The sequence below is a fragment of the Taibaiella helva genome (genome assembly GCF_003545695.1).
Lineage (GTDB): Bacteria > Bacteroidota > Bacteroidia > Chitinophagales > Chitinophagaceae > Taibaiella > Taibaiella helva.
Genome location: NZ_QUZZ01000002.1, coordinates 523,356 through 541,471, shown reverse-complemented (window position 1 = coordinate 541,471; position 18,116 = coordinate 523,356). Strand labels below are relative to the sequence as shown.

The window sequence follows — 18,116 nt, the reverse complement described above, 5'->3', positions numbered from 1 at the left end:
ATGAAGAACAGAGATGGTTTTTCTACAAGCTTATGGCAGGAATCCCTGAAAACGGAAGCTCCGGCTACTACACCCGGATCGGGGCCCTTCGATGTGATCATTATCGGGGCAGGCATTACCGGTATGACTACTGCGCTGCTGCTGCTGCAGTCCGGTAAAAAATGCCTTATCCTGGAAGCACATAATGTGGGCTTCGGCACGACATCGGGAACGACTGCCCACCTGAATACGGTGATCGATACACCTTACGCTGATCTCATCAGCAAATTCGGCAAACAGAACGCAATCCTGGTTGCCAGGGGTGCCGCCGAAGCCATTGCCATAATAAAAGGTCATGTCGACCAGTATCATATAGACTGCGATTTTGCGTACAAGGACGGCTATCTCTTCTCGCAGAATGAACGGGAACGCAAGCAATTGGACAAAATACAGGAGGGCCTTGAAGCTGTAGGTATTCCGGCAGCGCAGAGCGCAACCATTCCTGTTCCGCTGCCTTTTGATAAGGCGATCCGGTTCGGCGCGCAAGCACAGTTCCATCCCGTAAAATATCTTTCTGCCTTGCTGCAGCAATATATTGCTGCAGGTGGCAGCATAAAGGAGCATACAGCAGCAGGATCTATAAAATCTGAAGGTGCATTTCAAAAAGTGCATGCAGGCCAGGTAGAATATCGTGCTACAGACATCATATATGCCACGCACATACCGCCCGGCATCAACCTGCTGCACTTCCGCTGTGCGCCATACCGGTCCTATGTGCTTGCGCTGGAACTGGCCAATGATCAATATCCTGATGGATTGGCTTACGATCTCCAGGAACCCTATCATTATTTCCGGACGGCTACGCAGGCGGGCAAGCCACTCCTGCTGGTGGGCGGAAACGACCACAAGACGGGCCACGAACCCCATGCCGATCATGTCTTCAGCGAGCTGGAAGCGTATGCCCGCAAATATTATGATGTACGGGCCGTAGCTTACCGCTGGTCGTCTCAATACTACGAGCCGGCCGACGGCCTGCCCTATATCGGGCACCTGCCGGGCGGTGGCGAGCACCAGTTTGTGGCCACCGGGTACAGTGGCAATGGCATGATCTTCGGCACATTGGCAGCCCGGATCCTCTGCGACCTTATCGTATCGGGCGACAGTCCCTATGCTGGTCTTTTGTCGCCTTCAAGAATCAAGCCGGTAGCCGGCTTCAGCCGGTTTGTCAAAGAAAATGCAGACGTGCTGAAGCATTTTGTTGCCGACCGCATCAAACAGGAATCTTTAACAGAACTGTCGGCGCTGGCCAAAGGAGAAGGCCGCATCGTTCTTTATGAAGAAGAGAAGATCGCCTTGTATAAAGACGAGCAGGGAAAGCTATACGCGCTGCACCCCGTATGCCCGCATGCCGGATGCATTGTACAGTGGAACAGCGCTGAACGTAGCTGGGACTGCCCCTGTCACGGCGCCAGGTATACGGTGACCGGCGAAATGCTTAATGGTCCGGCCTCAGAAGGACTGCGTCTCATAGTTCTTGATGAATAAGAACGAATACCGGTAAATGAATTACAGCTTTTTTATCACAAAAAAACCATTTGTACTATGACACAAACCAAAACAGCGCCGGCAAAAGGCGCAACACGCAGCAAGCGTACGACACAGGAGGAAGGCGCCCTTATGGAATTGTTCGTCAACTCCCTGAAAGACATCAACTGGGCCGAAAAGCAATTGGTCAAGGCTTTGAAAAAAATGGCGAAAGCCGCGACCACCGAGGAGCTTGAAAAGGCATTTGAAGACCACATGACCCAGACAGAAGGCCATGTAGAACGCCTGACACAGGTATTTGAAAGCCTCGGCAAAAGACCGACTTCCAAGAAATGCGAGGCCATGGAAGGACTGATCAAAGAAGCGGAAGAGCTGATCGAAGAAACGGAAGAAGGTACCGAGGTACGGGATGCCGCACTAATTGCGGCTGCCCAGAAAGTGGAGCATTACGAGATAGCCAGCTATGGTACTTTGCGTACGTTATCGGCTACGCTGGGCCTGAAGGATGCAGAACGGCTGCTCCAGCAGACGCTCGACGAGGAGAAAGAAACAGACCAGCTGCTCAGCGAGATCGCCGAAGGCTATGTGAACGAAGCGGCGGCCAGTGAATAACGAAAACAAACCGTTATGAACAGTCATTGCAGTACTGCAAAGCACAGGCATCCGGCCGTGCTGCAGCTTAAGCAAATTGCCCCAAAAGGAGTCCTGTTGCTGACAGGACTCCTTTTATTCCTCGTATCCTGCCGGACCGGGAACCTGTCCCGCGGCGAAAGGGAAAAGCTGTCCCCGAAGATCTTTGTAATCACGGGCGCCTCCAGCGGCCTGGGCAGGGGCATTGCCCTGGAAGCCGGCCGATGCAGGGCAACGGTCGTGCTGGCATCACGGAACCGTTCCGAACTGGATAAAGTCGCTTCTGCCATCGAAGCTGCGGGCGGACGGGCACTGGTGATCCCTACTGATGTCTCTTCGGAACAACAGGTAGAACGGCTGGCGGATACGGTGGGCAAGCTGTTCGGGCGCATAGATATCTGGATCAATAATGCCGGCGTGGCGGCCGTTGGCCGGTTCTGGGAAACACCTCTTGCCGACCAGCGGCGGGTGATCGACGTGAATCTTAACGGTGTGCTGTATGGTAGTTTTTATGCCATGAAGCAGTTTATCCGGCAAGGTTCCGGTGTACTGATCAATATTGCTTCGGTAGAAAGCAATATACCGACTGCTTACCAGGCGGCCTACTCTGCCTCGAAAGCCGGGGTGCAAAATATCGGTAATACGATACGACAGGAGCTGCGCCTGAACGGGTATAAAAAGATCAGGGTGGTCACGGTCCTGCCTTATGCGTTGGACACCCCGCTATGGGACCATGCAGCCGTATATACCGGGCATGCTCCCCGCATGATGGCCCTGGACCCGCCCCGTAAAGCGGTGAATGTAACCTTGCATGCCTGCCTCCGCGGCAAACGGTCGATCGCTGCAGGCTGGAAGGCGAAAGCGGCCCTGGCGGCACACCGTATAGCACCGGGTCTTGTCGAACGCATCGGCTCCAACATGACACACAAATACCAGGCGACCCAGACACCGGAAAAGTCCACCGGACCGGGTAACCTTTTTCATACACTACCCACACCCGGCGTTGAAGGCGGCCTGAAAGAACGAATGAAAAAGGAAAGAAAAGAACGGAAAGAAGCGACAAAGCAGCCTTAACACCATTTACTTGCCGGTCTCCATATGCGCCGCGTCTACAGGCTTGGATTCCGGAGAGCCTTTTTGCCTTAAGAAAATGGAAAGGATCACGATAGAAGCAACCGACAGGAACTCGCTCTGCCAGTTCTGAAAAGTCTCAAACCAAAACTGCGGCTCCTGCATAAAAGCGAGGATTTCTTTAGGCGGCTTATGCTTTAAAGCCTCCTGCTCGTTAAACTCCCGGTAGCTACCATACAAGTGGCCGGCCCAGCTCAGCAGGAACAAGATCAAGAAAGCGATAGAAAGCGAATGCGTGTAAAGCTTCAGCCGCCAGCCGCCCTTCTTTACCGGGCCCGGTGCACCAGGCCGCGTCGGATCGGGCACCCGGTCCACTTCTTCCAGCCGGGTAAGGTCTTTCGATTCTGCTGAACCGATCTGCCGCAGCGAAATAGTCAGCACAACATACAAGGCCATCTGCAGGAACTCGCTCTGGAAATTTTCGAAAGTTGCTGCATAAAAATGCCCGCTTCCCAGGTAGCTGAGAAAACCGGTTGCGGCCACGCCTGCATCGGACAGGGTTTCATTATGCTCCCGCCATCCGAAGAAGGCCTGCGCCGCGAGGGCCAGCAGGAACAGGGATATAAAAACAATTGAGAGGCTGTTCCTGTAAAAAAAGCTTTTGTCTTTATGCTTCGCCATCATGCTCCTTTTTCGAATAAATGAATAATGGTTTTCCCGATCTGCTCGATAGCCAGCTCGATGATCTCCGCAGGCTCGCCAACGAAAATCTTTTTCCGTTCATGAATCTCGTTGCGGAAGCACACACAGTAGAACATGGTCCCCACGGGCTTTCCAGGCTGTTCACTCCCGCCCGACGTAGTGAGCCCGGTAACAGCCACTGCAATATCGGTGCTCATCAGCCGCTGTACCCGGCGGGCCATCTCCCGGGTTACTTCAGCTGATTCCGGCGTAAATGTTTCGATCATTGCTTTGGGAATACCCAGCACCTCTTCCTTGATACAAGCATTGTAGCAGACCAGCGCTCCTTTCAATATCTCGCCGGAATAAGGTGTCAGGGAAAAGGCATACACCAGCTTGCCGGCCGTAGCGCTTTCGGCAAAAGCGATGGTCAGCTTCCGGCCGGCGATCAGCCGGCTGGCCGTCTCTACTATTGTTTTATATGCTTTCATTACAAGAGACAACAATCAAATGACCTCTTGGTTGGATGGCAAAAAGCTTCTCCATTGTTATGCTTCCTGTGGTTCTTGATTACATGATCCGTCTATTAACCGTATATTGAAACCTTCAATAGGGGCTTTGACTTTTCCAATAGAAACATTTACATGTTTCTATGTTTTACACCTACCTTTGCTTCCGTATTCAATTTGTTCGGATGATGGACAATAAAAAATTTGAGAAGATCGCCCGTGCGTTAAGCGATGCCAGCAGGATCACCATTCTTCAGCAATTCAAAAAGAAAAAGGGTTGCCTGTATTGTGCGGAGATCACGGAGCTGCTCGACCTCACCCAGCCTTCCGTTTCCCACCACCTGAAGCAGCTGGTGGACGCAGATCTGCTGATCCCGGAAAAAGAAGGCCGCAACCTGAAGTATGTTTTGAATGAAGAAGTGCTGGACGATTATATCAGCAGCCTGAGTGCTTTAAAGGATTAATTATTTTCTTCTCCTGCTTACTATGAAATGCAGGCTTTAAATACATCGAAACATTTAAATATTTAAATAAACAAAACTGATGAAAAGATCGATCTATGCAATGGCCCTTGGCGCATTTGGTATCATTACCACTGAATTCGGTGTTATCGGTATCTTACCCAATCTCGCTAAAGTTTTTGACGTTTCCCTGGATACGGCGGGATGGCTGCTCAGCGCTTTCGCATTAACCGTTGCGCTGTCTTCACCTTTGATCACTGCTGTGACCGGCAGGCTGAACCGCAAGGTGCTGATGTCTGCCGTGCTGGCTGTGTTCGTGGTCTCCAACCTGCTTTCAGCTTTCTCACCCAATTTTACCGTACTGATGATCGCACGCGTGCTGCCGGCCGTGCTGCACCCGCTCTTCTGGAATATTTCACTGGCTGCGGCTTTCAAAGAATCGGGGAGCAAAGCAGTATCCGTAGTGATGTCGGGTGTGAGCATTGCCACGGTGATGGGTGTCCCTATCACTACTTATGCAGCGGAGTTCTTTCACAACTGGCAGGCCTCCTTCTTCCTGTCCAGCCTGGTGAGCCTTATCGCCTTTATGGGCCTGCTGTTCTTCGTGCCTTCGATGCCGGCGTCGAAGAAGACAGCTGGTGAAAGCCAGCTGTTCGTTTTAAAAAGCCCGCAGCTTTGGCTGAACCTGGTCTCCACCATCCTGATGCTGAGCGGCATGTTCTCCAGCTATGGCTACCTTGCTGCCTACCTGGAAAAGATCACGCAGATGAACGGTACGCAGATCAGCGTAATGCTGCTTTTGTTCGGTGGTTTGGGCGTACTGGGCAACTGGCTTACAGGCCTTGCGCTCAGCAAGAATGTGCTGCTGACCACGCGTGTCTTTTTCGCTTCGCTTATCCTTGTTCAGCTGCTGGCTTATACTTTCGGCGGCTTCTTTATACCCATGGTCTTTATTCTTTCCCTTTGGGGCGCGGTACATACCGGCGGTTTCCTGATCGGCAATATCCGTACCACCCGTTCGGTGCCGCACAGTGCGCTGGAGTTTGTCAACAGCCTGCTGACCTCCTGCTATAACATCGGCATTTCCCTGGGTACTATGCTGGGCGGCCTCATCATTGCCCGCTATGGTGTACACCAGGTATTGTGGATGAGCATCTCCCTCCTGGCTGCGACCCTGGCCCTGAGCTTCATACCGCTAGGCAAAAAGCAGGAAGCTACAGCACCGGCAGACGCTGAAGCGGAAAAAGAGCTACAGCCGGGCATCATGCGCGCTTAGCACCGGTTCTTGTTTGAGCAGGCCCGGACACAACGCATAAGCGTATGTGTCCGGGCTTGTTTATGTTCGCTGCAAAGCAGCGCCGCAAAGGCTACCTGTTTCCCATTACCATTTCACTACACATTTCCAGGTATTCTCCTGCAAAGCAGTTGCTTTTCCCAACGGCTGAACCAGGAAACAGGTCATATAAAAGCGTATATTATTTCGCTGCTGCTTAGCCTTCCTTCGTTGCAGGGAATAGTTTTGCACGCCATCAAACCCTGGATACCATGAACCGGCATTTATCGGGCACCGCCCTTCTTTTCTTCCTGTGCTGCTGCCTGTGCTTCCGTTCGGGAGCGCAATACAACCAGGAAGCGGGCTTCCTCAAGGCGAATGGCGTGTGGGTATTCGGTCAGAAGGCAGGGATGAATTTCAATACGGGTATACCTTTCATCTCATCGGTAGATTGCTGGGAAGGCGCCGCTTCTGTAGCCGATCCCAATACCGGCGAGCTCCTTTTTTACTGCGCCGGTCCGATATGCTTTAACCGGGAGCATATGCCTATGCCCAACGGCGATTCCCTGCTGGGCAACAGTTCTCAGCCCTTTAACGGTGTGGGCAGTACAATACAGGGTGTCTGTATTGTTCCCGTGATCGGCCATAAGGGCCAGTACTATGTCTTTTCGCTCAGGGGTATCAGCACTTCGCCGGGCGCGCCGGGGGAAAGCAACCTGTACTATTCCATAGTGGACATAGCGCTGGATGGCGGTAAGGGAGACATCATACCTGGTCGGAAAAATATACCACTCAATGACGCAAGGCTCAGCGAAGGCATGATCGCCATACCGGGCACGCAATGCGATATATGGCTGATGGTACACCTGCAGCTGCAACCGGTCTTCCTGGCTTATCACATCACCGCATCGGGTGTGGATCCGGTTCCCGTGACGACGCCAACCGTTTCCTATTTCCCTACTTATGAAAGTCATAGCATGGCGCTCGCTCCGGACCTGAAACGGATAGCTGTAGCGGAATGGGGCTATCTTGATATCAACGACCCCGGCGGTTTGCTGATCTATAAGCTGGACCGGTCGACCGGTACGGTATCGGACCCGGTACACCTGGGTGTGCTGGGACCCAGCGGCAGCTATATTGCGGCCTTTTCGCCCGATGGCAGTAAGCTGTATGCCACCTACAGGGAGCATCCTGAAATATTCGGCTCCCGCATAGACATCTACCAGTACGATGTCAGCACCCATGATTCGGCGACGATCACCGCCTCCAAAACGTTGATTGGACATATCGATACGACGGGCAACCTGCCCGGATACCTGCGGCAATACAATGGGAAGATCTATGTGACTACGGCGAGCAATTTTCTGCATACCATCAACAAACCCAATCTTGCGGGTATTGCCTGCGACTTCCAGGCCAAAAGCGTTCCCCTGCTTAATCCAAGCCGTACGGGGCTTCCAGCCGAAGTGCTGCTCTCGCCGACGGATACCGCCGTCAACCGGTACGACTCCATCGCGCTGTGTATCATTAACCAGCAGCAGGAGCCGGTAACGCTATCGGCTGATACGGGCGCTGATTATCGCTGGAACGACGGCAGCACAGGACGCACGTTAACCGTAAACAGTCCCGGCATGTACTATGTAGCTTACAAGGATATCTGCCGTACCCGTATCGACACGTTTAAGGTGAGCAGCTATGCTTTATCCCTTGACCTGGGACCAGATACGGCCTTATGCGATGTTCCTGCGCTGACGCTGGATGCCGGCGGCGTGCCCGGCGCCGCTTACCGGTGGCAGGATGGCAGCACCGCCAGCCAATACCGGGCTACAGCTACCGGTATATACCAGGTGACCCTGTCCCGGGACGAATGCAGAGCCACCGATTCCATAGCGGTTACCCTATCAACCTGCAACTGTGGCTTTGGTGTTCCCAATGCCTTTTCACCCAACGGCGATGGTATCAATGATCTGCTGCGGCCGGTGATCGCCCCCGAGTGTTCTGTACAGCATTACCGGTTCCAGGTCTTTAACCGGTACGGGCAGCGCGTTTATACCAGCACTGATCCTCAGAAAGGGTGGGATGGCCTCTTTGAGGGCCGCCCCTCAGACCTGGGCACTTATTTCTTTGAGCTCAGCTTCTTCGGCGGTACTCTTCAGCGTCCCTTCCAGCGTAAAGGCGATGTGACATTGCTCCGGTAGCCGTGTTACTTCCGTTATCGTAAAATCCCTTTTACTGCACCCACCAGCATTTCCGGGTTACGGGAACTACCTTTTTAAACATAGTCTATATCCCGGCAGTGTCAAAACATTTTTTTAATTTCGGCGGGATAAACTATGTCTCTCCTTCGCTATCCTTCACCGTTCCCGATACTGCAGACCTGTTTCCACAAGCCCGGAGGTTACCGAACAGGTTTTCGTTCCGGCTTCCTGTACTTCGTTTCCGGAGGGGCACATGCCTGCTCAGGAAGCAGGAGAAAAGCATTATGGTGCCTCTTAATCATGGCCGGCTTGCTGGGACATCATGCAGCAGGGCGCAGCAACCCGATCGATTCGCTGAAGGTCCTGGAAGAGGACGCCCTGGTAGACTATAGCTTCCGCTTGTTCAGCTACGAGATCCAATATGCCGATTCGGCAACCGCTTTCAGCAACCTGGATACAATGATGCAAATAGCAGCGGCCAGGAAATCCTGTCCACTGTATAACTGCGTCCTTTTCCTGAAGGGTAAATACCGTTTTATACAGGATGCCAGCAATAAATTCCGGACCATAAGCTGCCTTCCTTTCTTCAATGAAATGCTGGCCCGGCCCAGGTGTTCCGATATGCTTTATATAGAGGCGATGTTCTTTAAGGGTTATGCGCTCAGCAAAACACCGGCTTACTCCAAAGGCTTCGAGTATATTATCCGCGCCAAGGAAATGGCCGGAGAGAAAGGATTCAGCGCCTTTCCCAATACTTTTGAGCTGTATGCTTTGTTAGGGAATACTTTTTATTCTTTTGCCGACTATGACAATGCCCTTTCTTTTATGCTGGAAGGGGTAAAGTTCGAGCGTACCGTAGAGATGAGGGAAGTGGTGGATGCCTACAACACGATCGCGCTATGCTACCGCCAGATGGGCAACTACGACTCGGCAGGCTATTATTTCCAGCATGCCTTCGAGCTGGCCGGCAAGGCCCATGTGGCTGACTGGATCGGTATCGTAAGCGGCAATATCGGGGAGCTTCTGTTCCGCAAAAAGCAATACAGGGAAGCCCTGCCCTACCTCTACCGCGATGTGCAGATCAGCAAAGCGACGCAGCAGATCGCCAGCGCTGCCAGGGCCAGCATCGATATTGCGAAAATATACCTGGCCTTGTCGGAAAAGGACTCGGCCGACCGGGTATTGCAAAATGCTGCGCCGCTTATTTTTGCCGCTAACGAGAACAAAGTGTACGCGGGCTATTATTTCAATCTCTTTAAACTAAACAAAGAGCGGGACAAAGAGAAAGCCACGCTTTTCGTAGATTCCTTTCTATATTACCAGGAGAAAGCCGCCAAAGAAATGGACATCGTAGCGGCCGACCGGATAAAAAGCAAGCTGGAGGCGGAAAAGCTGCAGGCCGATATCAGGCTGCTGGAAAGCGAGAACCGGCGGCACCGCACCGAACGCAAAGGCGCCATCATCATTGTTATCCTGCTGATGCTGGCAGGATGGCAGCTGATCAGGCGGGTACAAATTGAAAGAAAACATACCCGGAGACAGCTGGGCAATGCCCGCCAGCTGCTCGATACCTATATCAGCAGCCTGAAGCAAAAAAGCAAGCTGCTGGAAGAAACCCGGCTCGAACTGGAACAGCTCAACCAGAAATCGGGCTACGACCAGCAGGAAAACGAAGAGATACTGAACAAGCTGCAGCAGGCGACCATATTGACCGAGGACGACTGGCGGGATTTCAAACATACTTTCAGCCAGATCCATACGCAGTTCTTCATCCACCTGGAACGTTACTTTCCGGGACTCACCAATGCCGAGATACGCTTGCTGGCGCTTTCAAAAATCGGCTTGTCCGTAAACGAGAAGGCGAGTGCCCTGGGCATCTCGCCTGACTCGGTCAGAAAGACCAAGCTACGCCTCTTTAAAAAGCTCGGTATTACGGAAGAAGAAATGTTCAAACGGATGGACAGCCGCTGAGCTGTTTATCGCAGCAGGGTAAGATCACCTTTCAGCTCATATACTTTCTTATCATCGCAGGTATAGCTCATGATATACATGTAGGTGCCGGCATTGGCAGCCGCTCCGTTCTTATAGCATCCATTCCAGCCCTTTTGTATATTGCCATTGTCGTACACCAATTTCCCGTAGCGGTCAAATACCTTCAGGGTCACCAGCTCCTGCCCGGGTTTCAGCGCGGGACGGAAGTAGTCGTTCAGCCCATCGTTATTGGGGCTGAATGCCGTCGGTACCAGGGCCTGGCAACAGGCATGCACCAGGGCTTTTACCGAGTCGGTGGCATGACAGCCGTAAGGGCTGTACACGGTAAGGTATACCATCTGCTCTTCTTTAAAGGAGCCGTGCACGCTCAGGCCTTCTGCCCCACCCAACATGCGGAAAGCCTTTTCCGGCGCCCAGTTATAATAGGAGCCCCCGACCTGCGGTACGGCGCTGAATTCCAGGGTATCGTAGGTGCAGCGCGAAACCGGGTCGTAAAGGATCGCGGCTTCCGGCAGCGCCCTTTCACTGACCAGCACCCGCAGGGAAGTATCGGCACAGCCGTCCAGCAGGCCGGCAACACGATAACTTCCGCCCGTAGCGGTTTTATACACACTGCCGGTTTCGCCGGTGATCGCCGTCCGCTCCAGCATCCATTGGTAAGTAGCTCCGGCATCGGGACGACCGACCGCCAGGCTCAGGGTGTCGCCCGCACACAGATCCTGCTTCTCCGGTCCGGCAATAGCAACATCGGGGCGTGGCTTAACCGCCAGGTTCAAAGTGTACAGCGTGCCGCAGAGATCGGCCGGCCCGCTCTTGATCAAGGTATCGTAAGTACCGGCCAGCCCCAGGTAGCGGCCGTAGAAGTTATAAGTGTTTCCCAGGCATACCGACGCGTTCACCGTCGTATGGGGGAATTCCGCCACTTCAATTACGCTGGTATCGCTTACTGCGACACAGTTGTAATTGCCGGTGAGGCCCTGCGGGCCGGTCATAAAGCGCACCATATAGGTGCCCGGTGTCAGTCCCGCAGTATTGAAAGTATAGCTGGTCGCGGCGCTTGCCGGCCCCTGGTTGAGCCAGGTAAGCCCATTGTCGGCGCTATACTGCCACTGGTATTCTGCCGGATTATAAGGGCTGTTGATCACATTGGCATCGAAATTAATGATCGTATTCTGACAGACGGTGCTGTTGAGCTTGGGCAGGATGTGCGACTCGGGGACACAGGGCTGCACCGTAATATCGTCGATGGCCAGATCGTTGCCATAGCCGGAACCCACAGAATTATTGACCAGCTGCAGCTTGATGGACGTGCTGGCGCCGTTATTGAAGACAACCGAATACTGGTGCCAGGCTTCATCGGCAGCCACATCGCCCGACTCGGAGCTGCCCAACACAGCATTGGAAACCACATCCACGGCCCGGAGCGTCATATTGGGATATTGATAAATAGGATTGGAGGTCAGCGAAGGCGGGTTGACATTCAGGATCCATACGGAAAGCTTCAGGGTCGTATTGGGACAAAGATCATTCATCGTATACTCAAAAAATACGGTTGCGGCGGTAGAGGGCGCATTGATAAGGAACATCAGCCCGTTAGGATTGCCGGTATGATCGGTTGTCGTTACCCAACCCTGCCCGCTTACCGTAGGTACCTGGACCAGGCCGGAAAAGTTGTCCACCAATACTCCGCCCGGAGGACCGGCAACGCCTACGAAGGTAGTAGAGGTAGAAGCCCCGGGTGCATAGGTGGCAAGTGGCGCGTACCAGGGATCGGTACCGTTGCCCTGCCCGAAGGTTTGGTTGACCAGGTACTGTCCCCATACACCGTTACAGCTGTTCTGCGCGTACAGGGAAATTCCTGCCGCAAATAATGCCCAAATGAGAAGTAAGGACCGTGTCATGCGCGATGGATTATTGGTTAAGGATTGCCGGCTACACATTAGGGAAACCGGGGTTTCGTGAAATTATTCATCCAAGACATAGATCGGCAGGGACAGGTATAGACAAAGCGCAAGACAACGGGGAAGACAAAAAAAAGGACAAATACACTATTGAAAATTAAATAATTACAATTGAATCATTGTATCATTCATGTGGCGGAGCCCACTTGCTCCTATATCAACATGCAGGCAAATAGAACAGTTCCGCAATGCTGCAGCTGTGCTGCTGCCCCAATATCCGGCTGCCGGACATTATGCTGCCCGGTCCAACGATACGATGCTCCTGCCCGGAAATACAATTGAAGAACGCGGCCCCGGCTCCTGCGGTTTAGCTTCGTGCTTCATCAATCAAACTCCTTTTTTATGAAGAAAAAACATTGAACCTGGACCGGAATTGGTCCTGCACAAAGGACGGGTCACCATCCTGACTGCTGCCCAGGAAGGTAATGTTATCAGTGGCCCGTTTCCCGATTTGTGCCAGACAGGGGTAAAAAGCGCCTGCCCCGGCTGTACCGTGCAGGCTACAGACGATTGCACCAATACACAGCAGGCGCCAGCGTGTGCCAGGGCCTTGGCTGTACTTTGAACAGTTGTGTCAGCGGTTAATCTTTATCATTCCGGCTGCTTAGCAGCCAAAAGAGCAAAGCCCGTGCATTTCTGCCCGGCAGCTGGAAAAGTATCCTGCGATTACCGGGAGCAGGCGGTATTCTGCTATCGTTTGGCCACTTTATAGACCTGAGTTCCCGAACGGACGAAATACATGCCGGGAGCCAATGAAGAAAGGTCGATATGGATCTCGCCGGGCGCATAGCGTACGGCAACCTGCCCCTCCAGGTTTTGCCCACGGAGATCCGATATTATCACTCCGGCCGGGGGACGGCTACCTTTATTGTAAAGCACTACCCTTCCGGTTGTCGGGTTGGGGTATAATATTATTTTTGCCGCGCAGTTTCCCGGACCAGCCGGTACAATGGAACTGTAAGCGGTCCTGCCCTCGCGACCGATGGCTGCCAGCCGGTACCAGCAGCGATCATCATCATTGTCCGTGTAGCCTGTCGCTGATGAGGGCAGCAAGGCCAGCCGCTGCCAGCTACGGCTATCGGCACTGCGCTCAACAGCATACTGTTCAGGAACAGGACCGGCATAGTGCCAGCTCAGCTGATGGCTGCAGTTCCGGTCTGCTACCGAAAAGGCGGTGAAACCGAGAGGAAGCGGTACTGTTCTTACCAGCACCGCTTCTATCGTGAACCCATTGATAGTACTGAAAGCTACATCGGTATTGCTGCCATTGGCTGTGAGGCTCACATTGCTGAGCGGCGTTTGCAGCTGCCAGGCTCCGGCCAGGCTTATCGTTACCACCCGGGTTTCCGGCACACGATACAGCCTCAATGGAGTGCTGCTGATCTGGCTATAGGTATAGGCTTCCCCGGGCGCCAGCAGACCCATATCGGGATTAGTGAGGCTCACCTGCAGCTCATTACTTCCGGCAACCTGCTGCAACAGGGTTACCGAGGGCTTATTCGCCTTCAGCAGCAGGCTTCCCGCCGGCAGCGTAGCGTTGGTATCCCATACCACATAGCTATAGGTAGAATCGGGTACATACAGCACCATATGCGCCTGGCTATCCTGCTTCAGCACCTGGAAATAGCTGTCAAAATCAGCGGCAAAATTTTGCGTAGTCGCTCCACCCTGCACCAACACGGCATATTGGTAGCTACCCGATGCGGGCGCTGCGCCATGATCGATGTAGGCTTTGGCAAAATCACCCGTAGTACTGGCGGTATTCGCCTGGTTGGGTGAGGTCTGGCTGCTTCTCTGCACGATAATGCTATGGGTATTGTAAGCACTTGCCGGTACCACAAAGCCGTTGCCAACAGCATCTGTAGCCCAGAAGGGACCGCCGGTCTGCGATAAGGTATAGTTGTTGCCGCTTGCCACTGCACCATTGACCAGGCCGGTATTACCGGTGCCGAAGGCGGTCTGAAACAAGGTGGTGTGTATCGGGTAAGTTCCACCGGCATCTCTGATATCGGAACCGAGGCAGAGGATCTTATCGCCGAAAAAGAAAGCGGTCTTTCGCGCCGTCATCCCTGTGGCAGAATTGATGTCTTTATAATCCATAGCAAAAACCCCGTTGTTGCCCAGCGCAGCATGTGCCAGGAAGCCCTTACCGTTGAATTGCCGCATAATGCTATTGGCCATAACATTAAAAGGCAGGCTGGCCACGGTAGTGCCGGGGATATGCGCCCAGTCCCAGCCGTTAAAGGAAAGGCCATTGCTGTCGGGTGTTACGGGATTGCCTTTAGCCAGTATTTCCAGGGCGCCGGCGGAAGTGTATTGCCCGAAAAGATTTTCCGTTGCTGAATTCTCATAATGCCAGTTGACGTTGCTGGTGCCTTTCATGCTGACCTGCCAGCCATTGTATTTATGCAAGCTGAGTCCGGCATAGGGAAAGCCGAATTGGCCGGTGGAAATTTTTACGGACGGCGCCAGGCCGGCATTCAGGGTGTTGGCCATATCCTGTATACCACCCATGGTATTGATCACGTTAATGCTTACCGTATTCGCCCGCTGCAGCGTTGTATTGGCTGCCGGCGAAATATTCCAGAGCCTGACGAATTCCTGTCCCGCATCGGCATGGGCAGCAGGATCGGCAATATAGAGATAGGCCAAAGCCGGACGCAGCGCATCCAGGACAGCGGTATTTTCCGGGAAGCGTCCTGCAAGGCCTCTGGGCATGGTAAAATCAATACAAAACCGGCGATAATTCATCACCGCATTCTTTACATTTTGCTCTGCGGCCGAACTCAAGGGATAGCTGCTTCCTTTCAGCATACGGATCAGGATGCTGGCCTGCTGTAACGCATCTACACCATAGGTATTGGCATATACCCCTCTGTGGTGATAAGTAAGGCCATCGGGCTTGATACAATCGCTCCAGCCGTGACCGGTGAGCAAGGCGTTATTGATAAAATCCTTCAGGAATGCCATATTGGTAATACGTGTGCTGCTGGTATCATCCTGCGCCAGTACATAGCAAAGACGCTGCTGGATCGACGACCGGATCACATCGGTATTGTATCCCGGGTAGGTAAAGTGGAAATAAGGAAACTCAGGACTGATAAAATAGGTCAACGCCTGCAGCGCCGCCAGATGGTGACCAAACTCGCCTGCTGCCGACAGATCCTCTTTCATTAGGAAGACAGATGTTGCATAAGCCGACGAACGTAAAGCCACACCATAGTGACTGGTAATTACTTCTTCAGTAGCCGGCAATACCCGGTAGGCAAAATCGGTGGTATCACTAATGCCTTTTGCTTTCATGTAGTTAAAAAGCATCAATATGGTATCCCGGAGCGGAAGGCTGTGATAATCCGGATTGGGATTGGTGGCAGGGCCTTTGATCTGGTATAGAAATACAAGCCGTACCAGCTTTTGCTCCACGAGGGTTGCATAAGCGCTTTGGTCAGTGCTGCTGGTAAAATCCCATGCAGGTCCGGGATTGGCGAAATCGTATCCTGAAAGGTTGCGGGCGCCATTCCCCGCATTACGAAAGCGGATATACCTGTCGTTGACGGAAGCATTGCTATAATTAACCCCTTCGCCGGTAAGCCAGTCCCGGTAGCGCTTTGCCAGGCTGTCGACAGGGCTGGTCTGGGCCCGGAGCGTCCAACCGGAGCAACAGAGCAGGAAGAGTCCGATTAATTTTTGTAGCATAGCCTTATGTTTTATGGGCTGTGATGCAGAACATCCCGAAAACGAAGCCAGCATCACCGCCTTTTCACTGTTATCAATTACACAAAATTCAGACAAAGCTGCAAGGGTGGCAATAACCCTAAAGGGTGAAAGCCGGTCGGTTGGGTAATCGCACCATTGTCCTGTAAATAAGGATGCCCGCAGTACCTGCGGGCATCCTTTATTGTTTGCTTCTTTTATTAAAAAGTAGGCGGCGGCGCATTCAGATCGGAATCCAGGAAATCGTTGATCATGGGGATCAGCAAATCCGTACGATACATCATACCGATATGGGTCGTTCCCGGCAGAATGGCCAGGCGCGATTGCGGCAACCCGTGCAGATCGCCCATCTTTCCGCCGCCTTTGGCCCGGAACAGCTCCAGGGCATGTTCGTAGCGGATACCATCGGCATCGCCAAGCGCGAAGAATATAGGCGCCTTTATCTTTTTTACCGCTGCCGACCAATCATAAGGCTTCAGGTCCATGCTCATCACCTTTTTGACAAATTCAGGGAAATGTGCCGGATCATTGCCCAGGCTATCATATTGCTTCTGTATGGGGCTACCCTTGAACATATCGGCATTGATGGCAGCGAAGCTGGCTTCCACATCAGGCCACCATCCATCGTGTGCATATGCACCGGACAAGATCAGCAGCCTGCGTACCTGCTCCGGATGGCGTACTGCTAGCTGGAAGGCAATGCCACCGCCCATACTGTATCCCAGGATGTCGGCGCTGTCTGCCTTAAGATGCTTCAGCAGTCCCGAAACATCGTCGGCCATGCTTTCATAGCTCATATCGCGCCCGATATCTCTTGTGCGGCCATGGCCCTGCATTTCGGCCACAATCACCTTCCGGTCCTTTGCCAGGAGCGGTATAATATGCGACCAGTTCAAAGGGATGGTCATGAAGGAACCATGTAGCAGCACCAGGGGTTTTCCCTTGCCATACACTTCATAATACATCTTTAGCCCGTTCACATCTGCATAGCCGCTTTCCGCCGGCTTAATGTCCTGGTGTGCTGTGGTTGTATCCTTCGCTCCTGTAACAGTACCCCCGCTTTTTTCCTGCGCCGGCTGACAGGAAGCCAGGAACAGTAGACTGAAGACAAGAGACAGGCTGGTTATCTTTTTCATATTCGCTGAGGTTTGATTGAGAATACAAATCTCGGCAACCCTGCGCTGTAATATGCAGCCTGTATGCGACAATTAAAGGGATAAAAACGACAGCCGGCGGAGGCTATGGCAATACTGGCCATTGCCACCAAAGCGCATTTTGCAATACCATATAACACTATGGCTTTAATAACCATTTTTCAACGGCTCTTGAAAAATCGGCTACGTCGATCGGGTGTCTGCTGGTGATGAGGTTCTTATCTGTTACCACGGATTCTTCCACTACATTACCTCCTGCATTTTTCAGGTCTGTCTGGATATTCCAGTAGCCCGTCAGCTTTCTTCCTTTCAGGATATCGGCAGAAGCCAATACCACGGGGCCATGACAAATAGCGGCTATCAGTTTCCCCACGCTGTTGCAATCGCGGATGAACCGGATCACATCTCTGTCATTGCGGAGATTATCCGGGTTCCAGGCGCCTCCGGGAATAAATACCGCGTCGTAGTCGGCGACTTTAATCTGGTCTGCAGTGCGGTCAAACTTTATCCAACCTACAGGCTGCAGATATTGAATGGCCATTACATGTGTCTTCGACATTTCGGGGTACATCAGGCCGTATCTCTCAGGAGCAGGATTGTATTTAGGCGCAACAATATCCACCTGCGCGCCCAGTTCCCTGAAATACCATACCGGTCCGGTCAGCTCGATCTCTTCAAAGCCGTCTGCAACAAGCACAGCAATGCGCTTGCCTTTCAGCGCTGCTTTGCTGGCTACGGGCGTAAAGAAGAAAGCTTTCAAGGCTTCGTTGCCCGGTGCATTTAACAGTTGGGATACGGGCATATTAACGACTGCCGCTTGTGTGGAGAGCTGATTCATTACGCGCAGCTCATGCGTATTGCTGGGATTGTTCATAGTTGTCTGAGCAGTTGTGATTGAAGCTGCAAGCACACTTAAGGCACCTGCTAAAGTAAGTTTGTTCATGGGTT

The 18,116-nt window shown here is 52.7% G+C and carries 13 protein-coding genes; 7 read left to right on the top strand and 6 right to left on the bottom strand.

The genetic code is table 11. The features are described 5' to 3' along the window. From DZC79_RS05065 to DZC79_RS05055, 3 genes are read left to right on the top strand one after another with little or no spacing between them, the layout of a single operon-like run. Positions 1-1,524 (top strand): FAD-dependent oxidoreductase, encoded by a 1,524-nt coding sequence (locus tag DZC79_RS05065; protein ID WP_118950455.1) that lies wholly within the window; start codon positions 1-3, stop codon positions 1,522-1,524. Between the two features lie 57 nt (positions 1,525-1,581). Further along, a complete protein-coding gene (locus DZC79_RS05060) occupies positions 1,582-2,136 on the top strand; it encodes a YciE/YciF ferroxidase family protein (protein WP_118950454.1) in 555 nt (184 codons plus the stop codon). Between the two features lie 15 nt (positions 2,137-2,151). Beyond that, positions 2,152-3,228: an SDR family NAD(P)-dependent oxidoreductase gene (locus DZC79_RS05055; RefSeq protein ID WP_118950453.1), complete on the top strand. Its 1,077-nt coding sequence runs from the start codon at positions 2,152-2,154 to the stop codon at positions 3,226-3,228. Positions 3,229-3,234: 6 nt separating this feature from the next. Here DZC79_RS05055 and DZC79_RS05050 read toward each other — a convergent pair whose 3' ends face one another. Together DZC79_RS05050 and DZC79_RS05045 are read right to left on the bottom strand one after the other, a co-directional pair. Beyond that, positions 3,235-3,906 carry a DUF6766 family protein gene (locus DZC79_RS05050; RefSeq protein WP_118950530.1) on the bottom strand — a complete coding sequence of 224 codons (672 nt, stop codon included), beginning with the start codon at positions 3,904-3,906 and terminating at the stop codon, positions 3,235-3,237. Further along, positions 3,906-4,397 carry a CinA family protein gene (locus tag DZC79_RS05045; RefSeq protein ID WP_118950452.1) on the bottom strand — a complete coding sequence of 164 codons (492 nt, stop codon included), beginning with the start codon at positions 4,395-4,397 and terminating at the stop codon, positions 3,906-3,908. The genes DZC79_RS05050 and DZC79_RS05045 overlap by 1 nt, the downstream gene beginning before the upstream one ends. Positions 4,398-4,600: 203 nt before the next feature. On the opposite strand from DZC79_RS05045, the gene DZC79_RS05040 reads away from it, so the two are divergent. The 4 genes from DZC79_RS05040 (at position 4,601) to DZC79_RS05025 (ending at position 10,318) form a co-directional block, all read left to right on the top strand. After that, on the top strand, positions 4,601-4,879 hold the full coding sequence (locus tag DZC79_RS05040; protein WP_232831759.1) for an ArsR/SmtB family transcription factor: 279 nt from the start codon (positions 4,601-4,603) through the stop codon (positions 4,877-4,879). Between the two features lie 79 nt (positions 4,880-4,958). Beyond that, positions 4,959-6,152, top strand: coding sequence for an MFS transporter (locus DZC79_RS05035; protein WP_118950451.1), 1,194 nt, complete (start codon positions 4,959-4,961; stop codon positions 6,150-6,152). Positions 6,153-6,421: 269 nt separating this feature from the next. Further along, positions 6,422-8,347 carry a gliding motility-associated C-terminal domain-containing protein gene (locus DZC79_RS05030; RefSeq protein ID WP_118950450.1) on the top strand — a complete coding sequence of 642 codons (1,926 nt, stop codon included), beginning with the start codon at positions 6,422-6,424 and terminating at the stop codon, positions 8,345-8,347. A gap of 300 nt (positions 8,348-8,647) precedes the next feature. After that, on the top strand, positions 8,648-10,318 hold the full coding sequence (locus tag DZC79_RS05025; protein WP_198666782.1) for a tetratricopeptide repeat protein: 1,671 nt from the start codon (positions 8,648-8,650) through the stop codon (positions 10,316-10,318). 5 nt (positions 10,319-10,323) lie between these two features. Here DZC79_RS05025 and DZC79_RS05020 read toward each other — a convergent pair whose 3' ends face one another. The 4 genes from DZC79_RS05020 to DZC79_RS05000 form a co-directional block, all read right to left on the bottom strand. Continuing rightward, positions 10,324-12,240 (bottom strand): gliding motility-associated C-terminal domain-containing protein, encoded by a 1,917-nt coding sequence (locus DZC79_RS05020; protein ID WP_157976933.1) that lies wholly within the window; start codon positions 12,238-12,240, stop codon positions 10,324-10,326. A gap of 750 nt (positions 12,241-12,990) precedes the next feature. After that, entirely contained in the window at positions 12,991-15,996 is a 3,006-nt protein-coding gene (locus tag DZC79_RS05010; RefSeq protein ID WP_157976932.1) for a chondroitinase family polysaccharide lyase, read from the bottom strand. Between the two features lie 218 nt (positions 15,997-16,214). Then, positions 16,215-17,150, bottom strand: coding sequence for an alpha/beta fold hydrolase (locus DZC79_RS05005; RefSeq protein WP_118950446.1), 936 nt, complete (start codon positions 17,148-17,150; stop codon positions 16,215-16,217). 157 nt (positions 17,151-17,307) lie between these two features. Then, positions 17,308-18,111, bottom strand: a complete 804-nt coding sequence (locus DZC79_RS05000) for a DJ-1/PfpI/YhbO family deglycase/protease (RefSeq protein WP_198666781.1) — start codon at positions 18,109-18,111, stop codon at positions 17,308-17,310. Between the last annotated feature and the right edge of the window lie 5 nt (positions 18,112-18,116).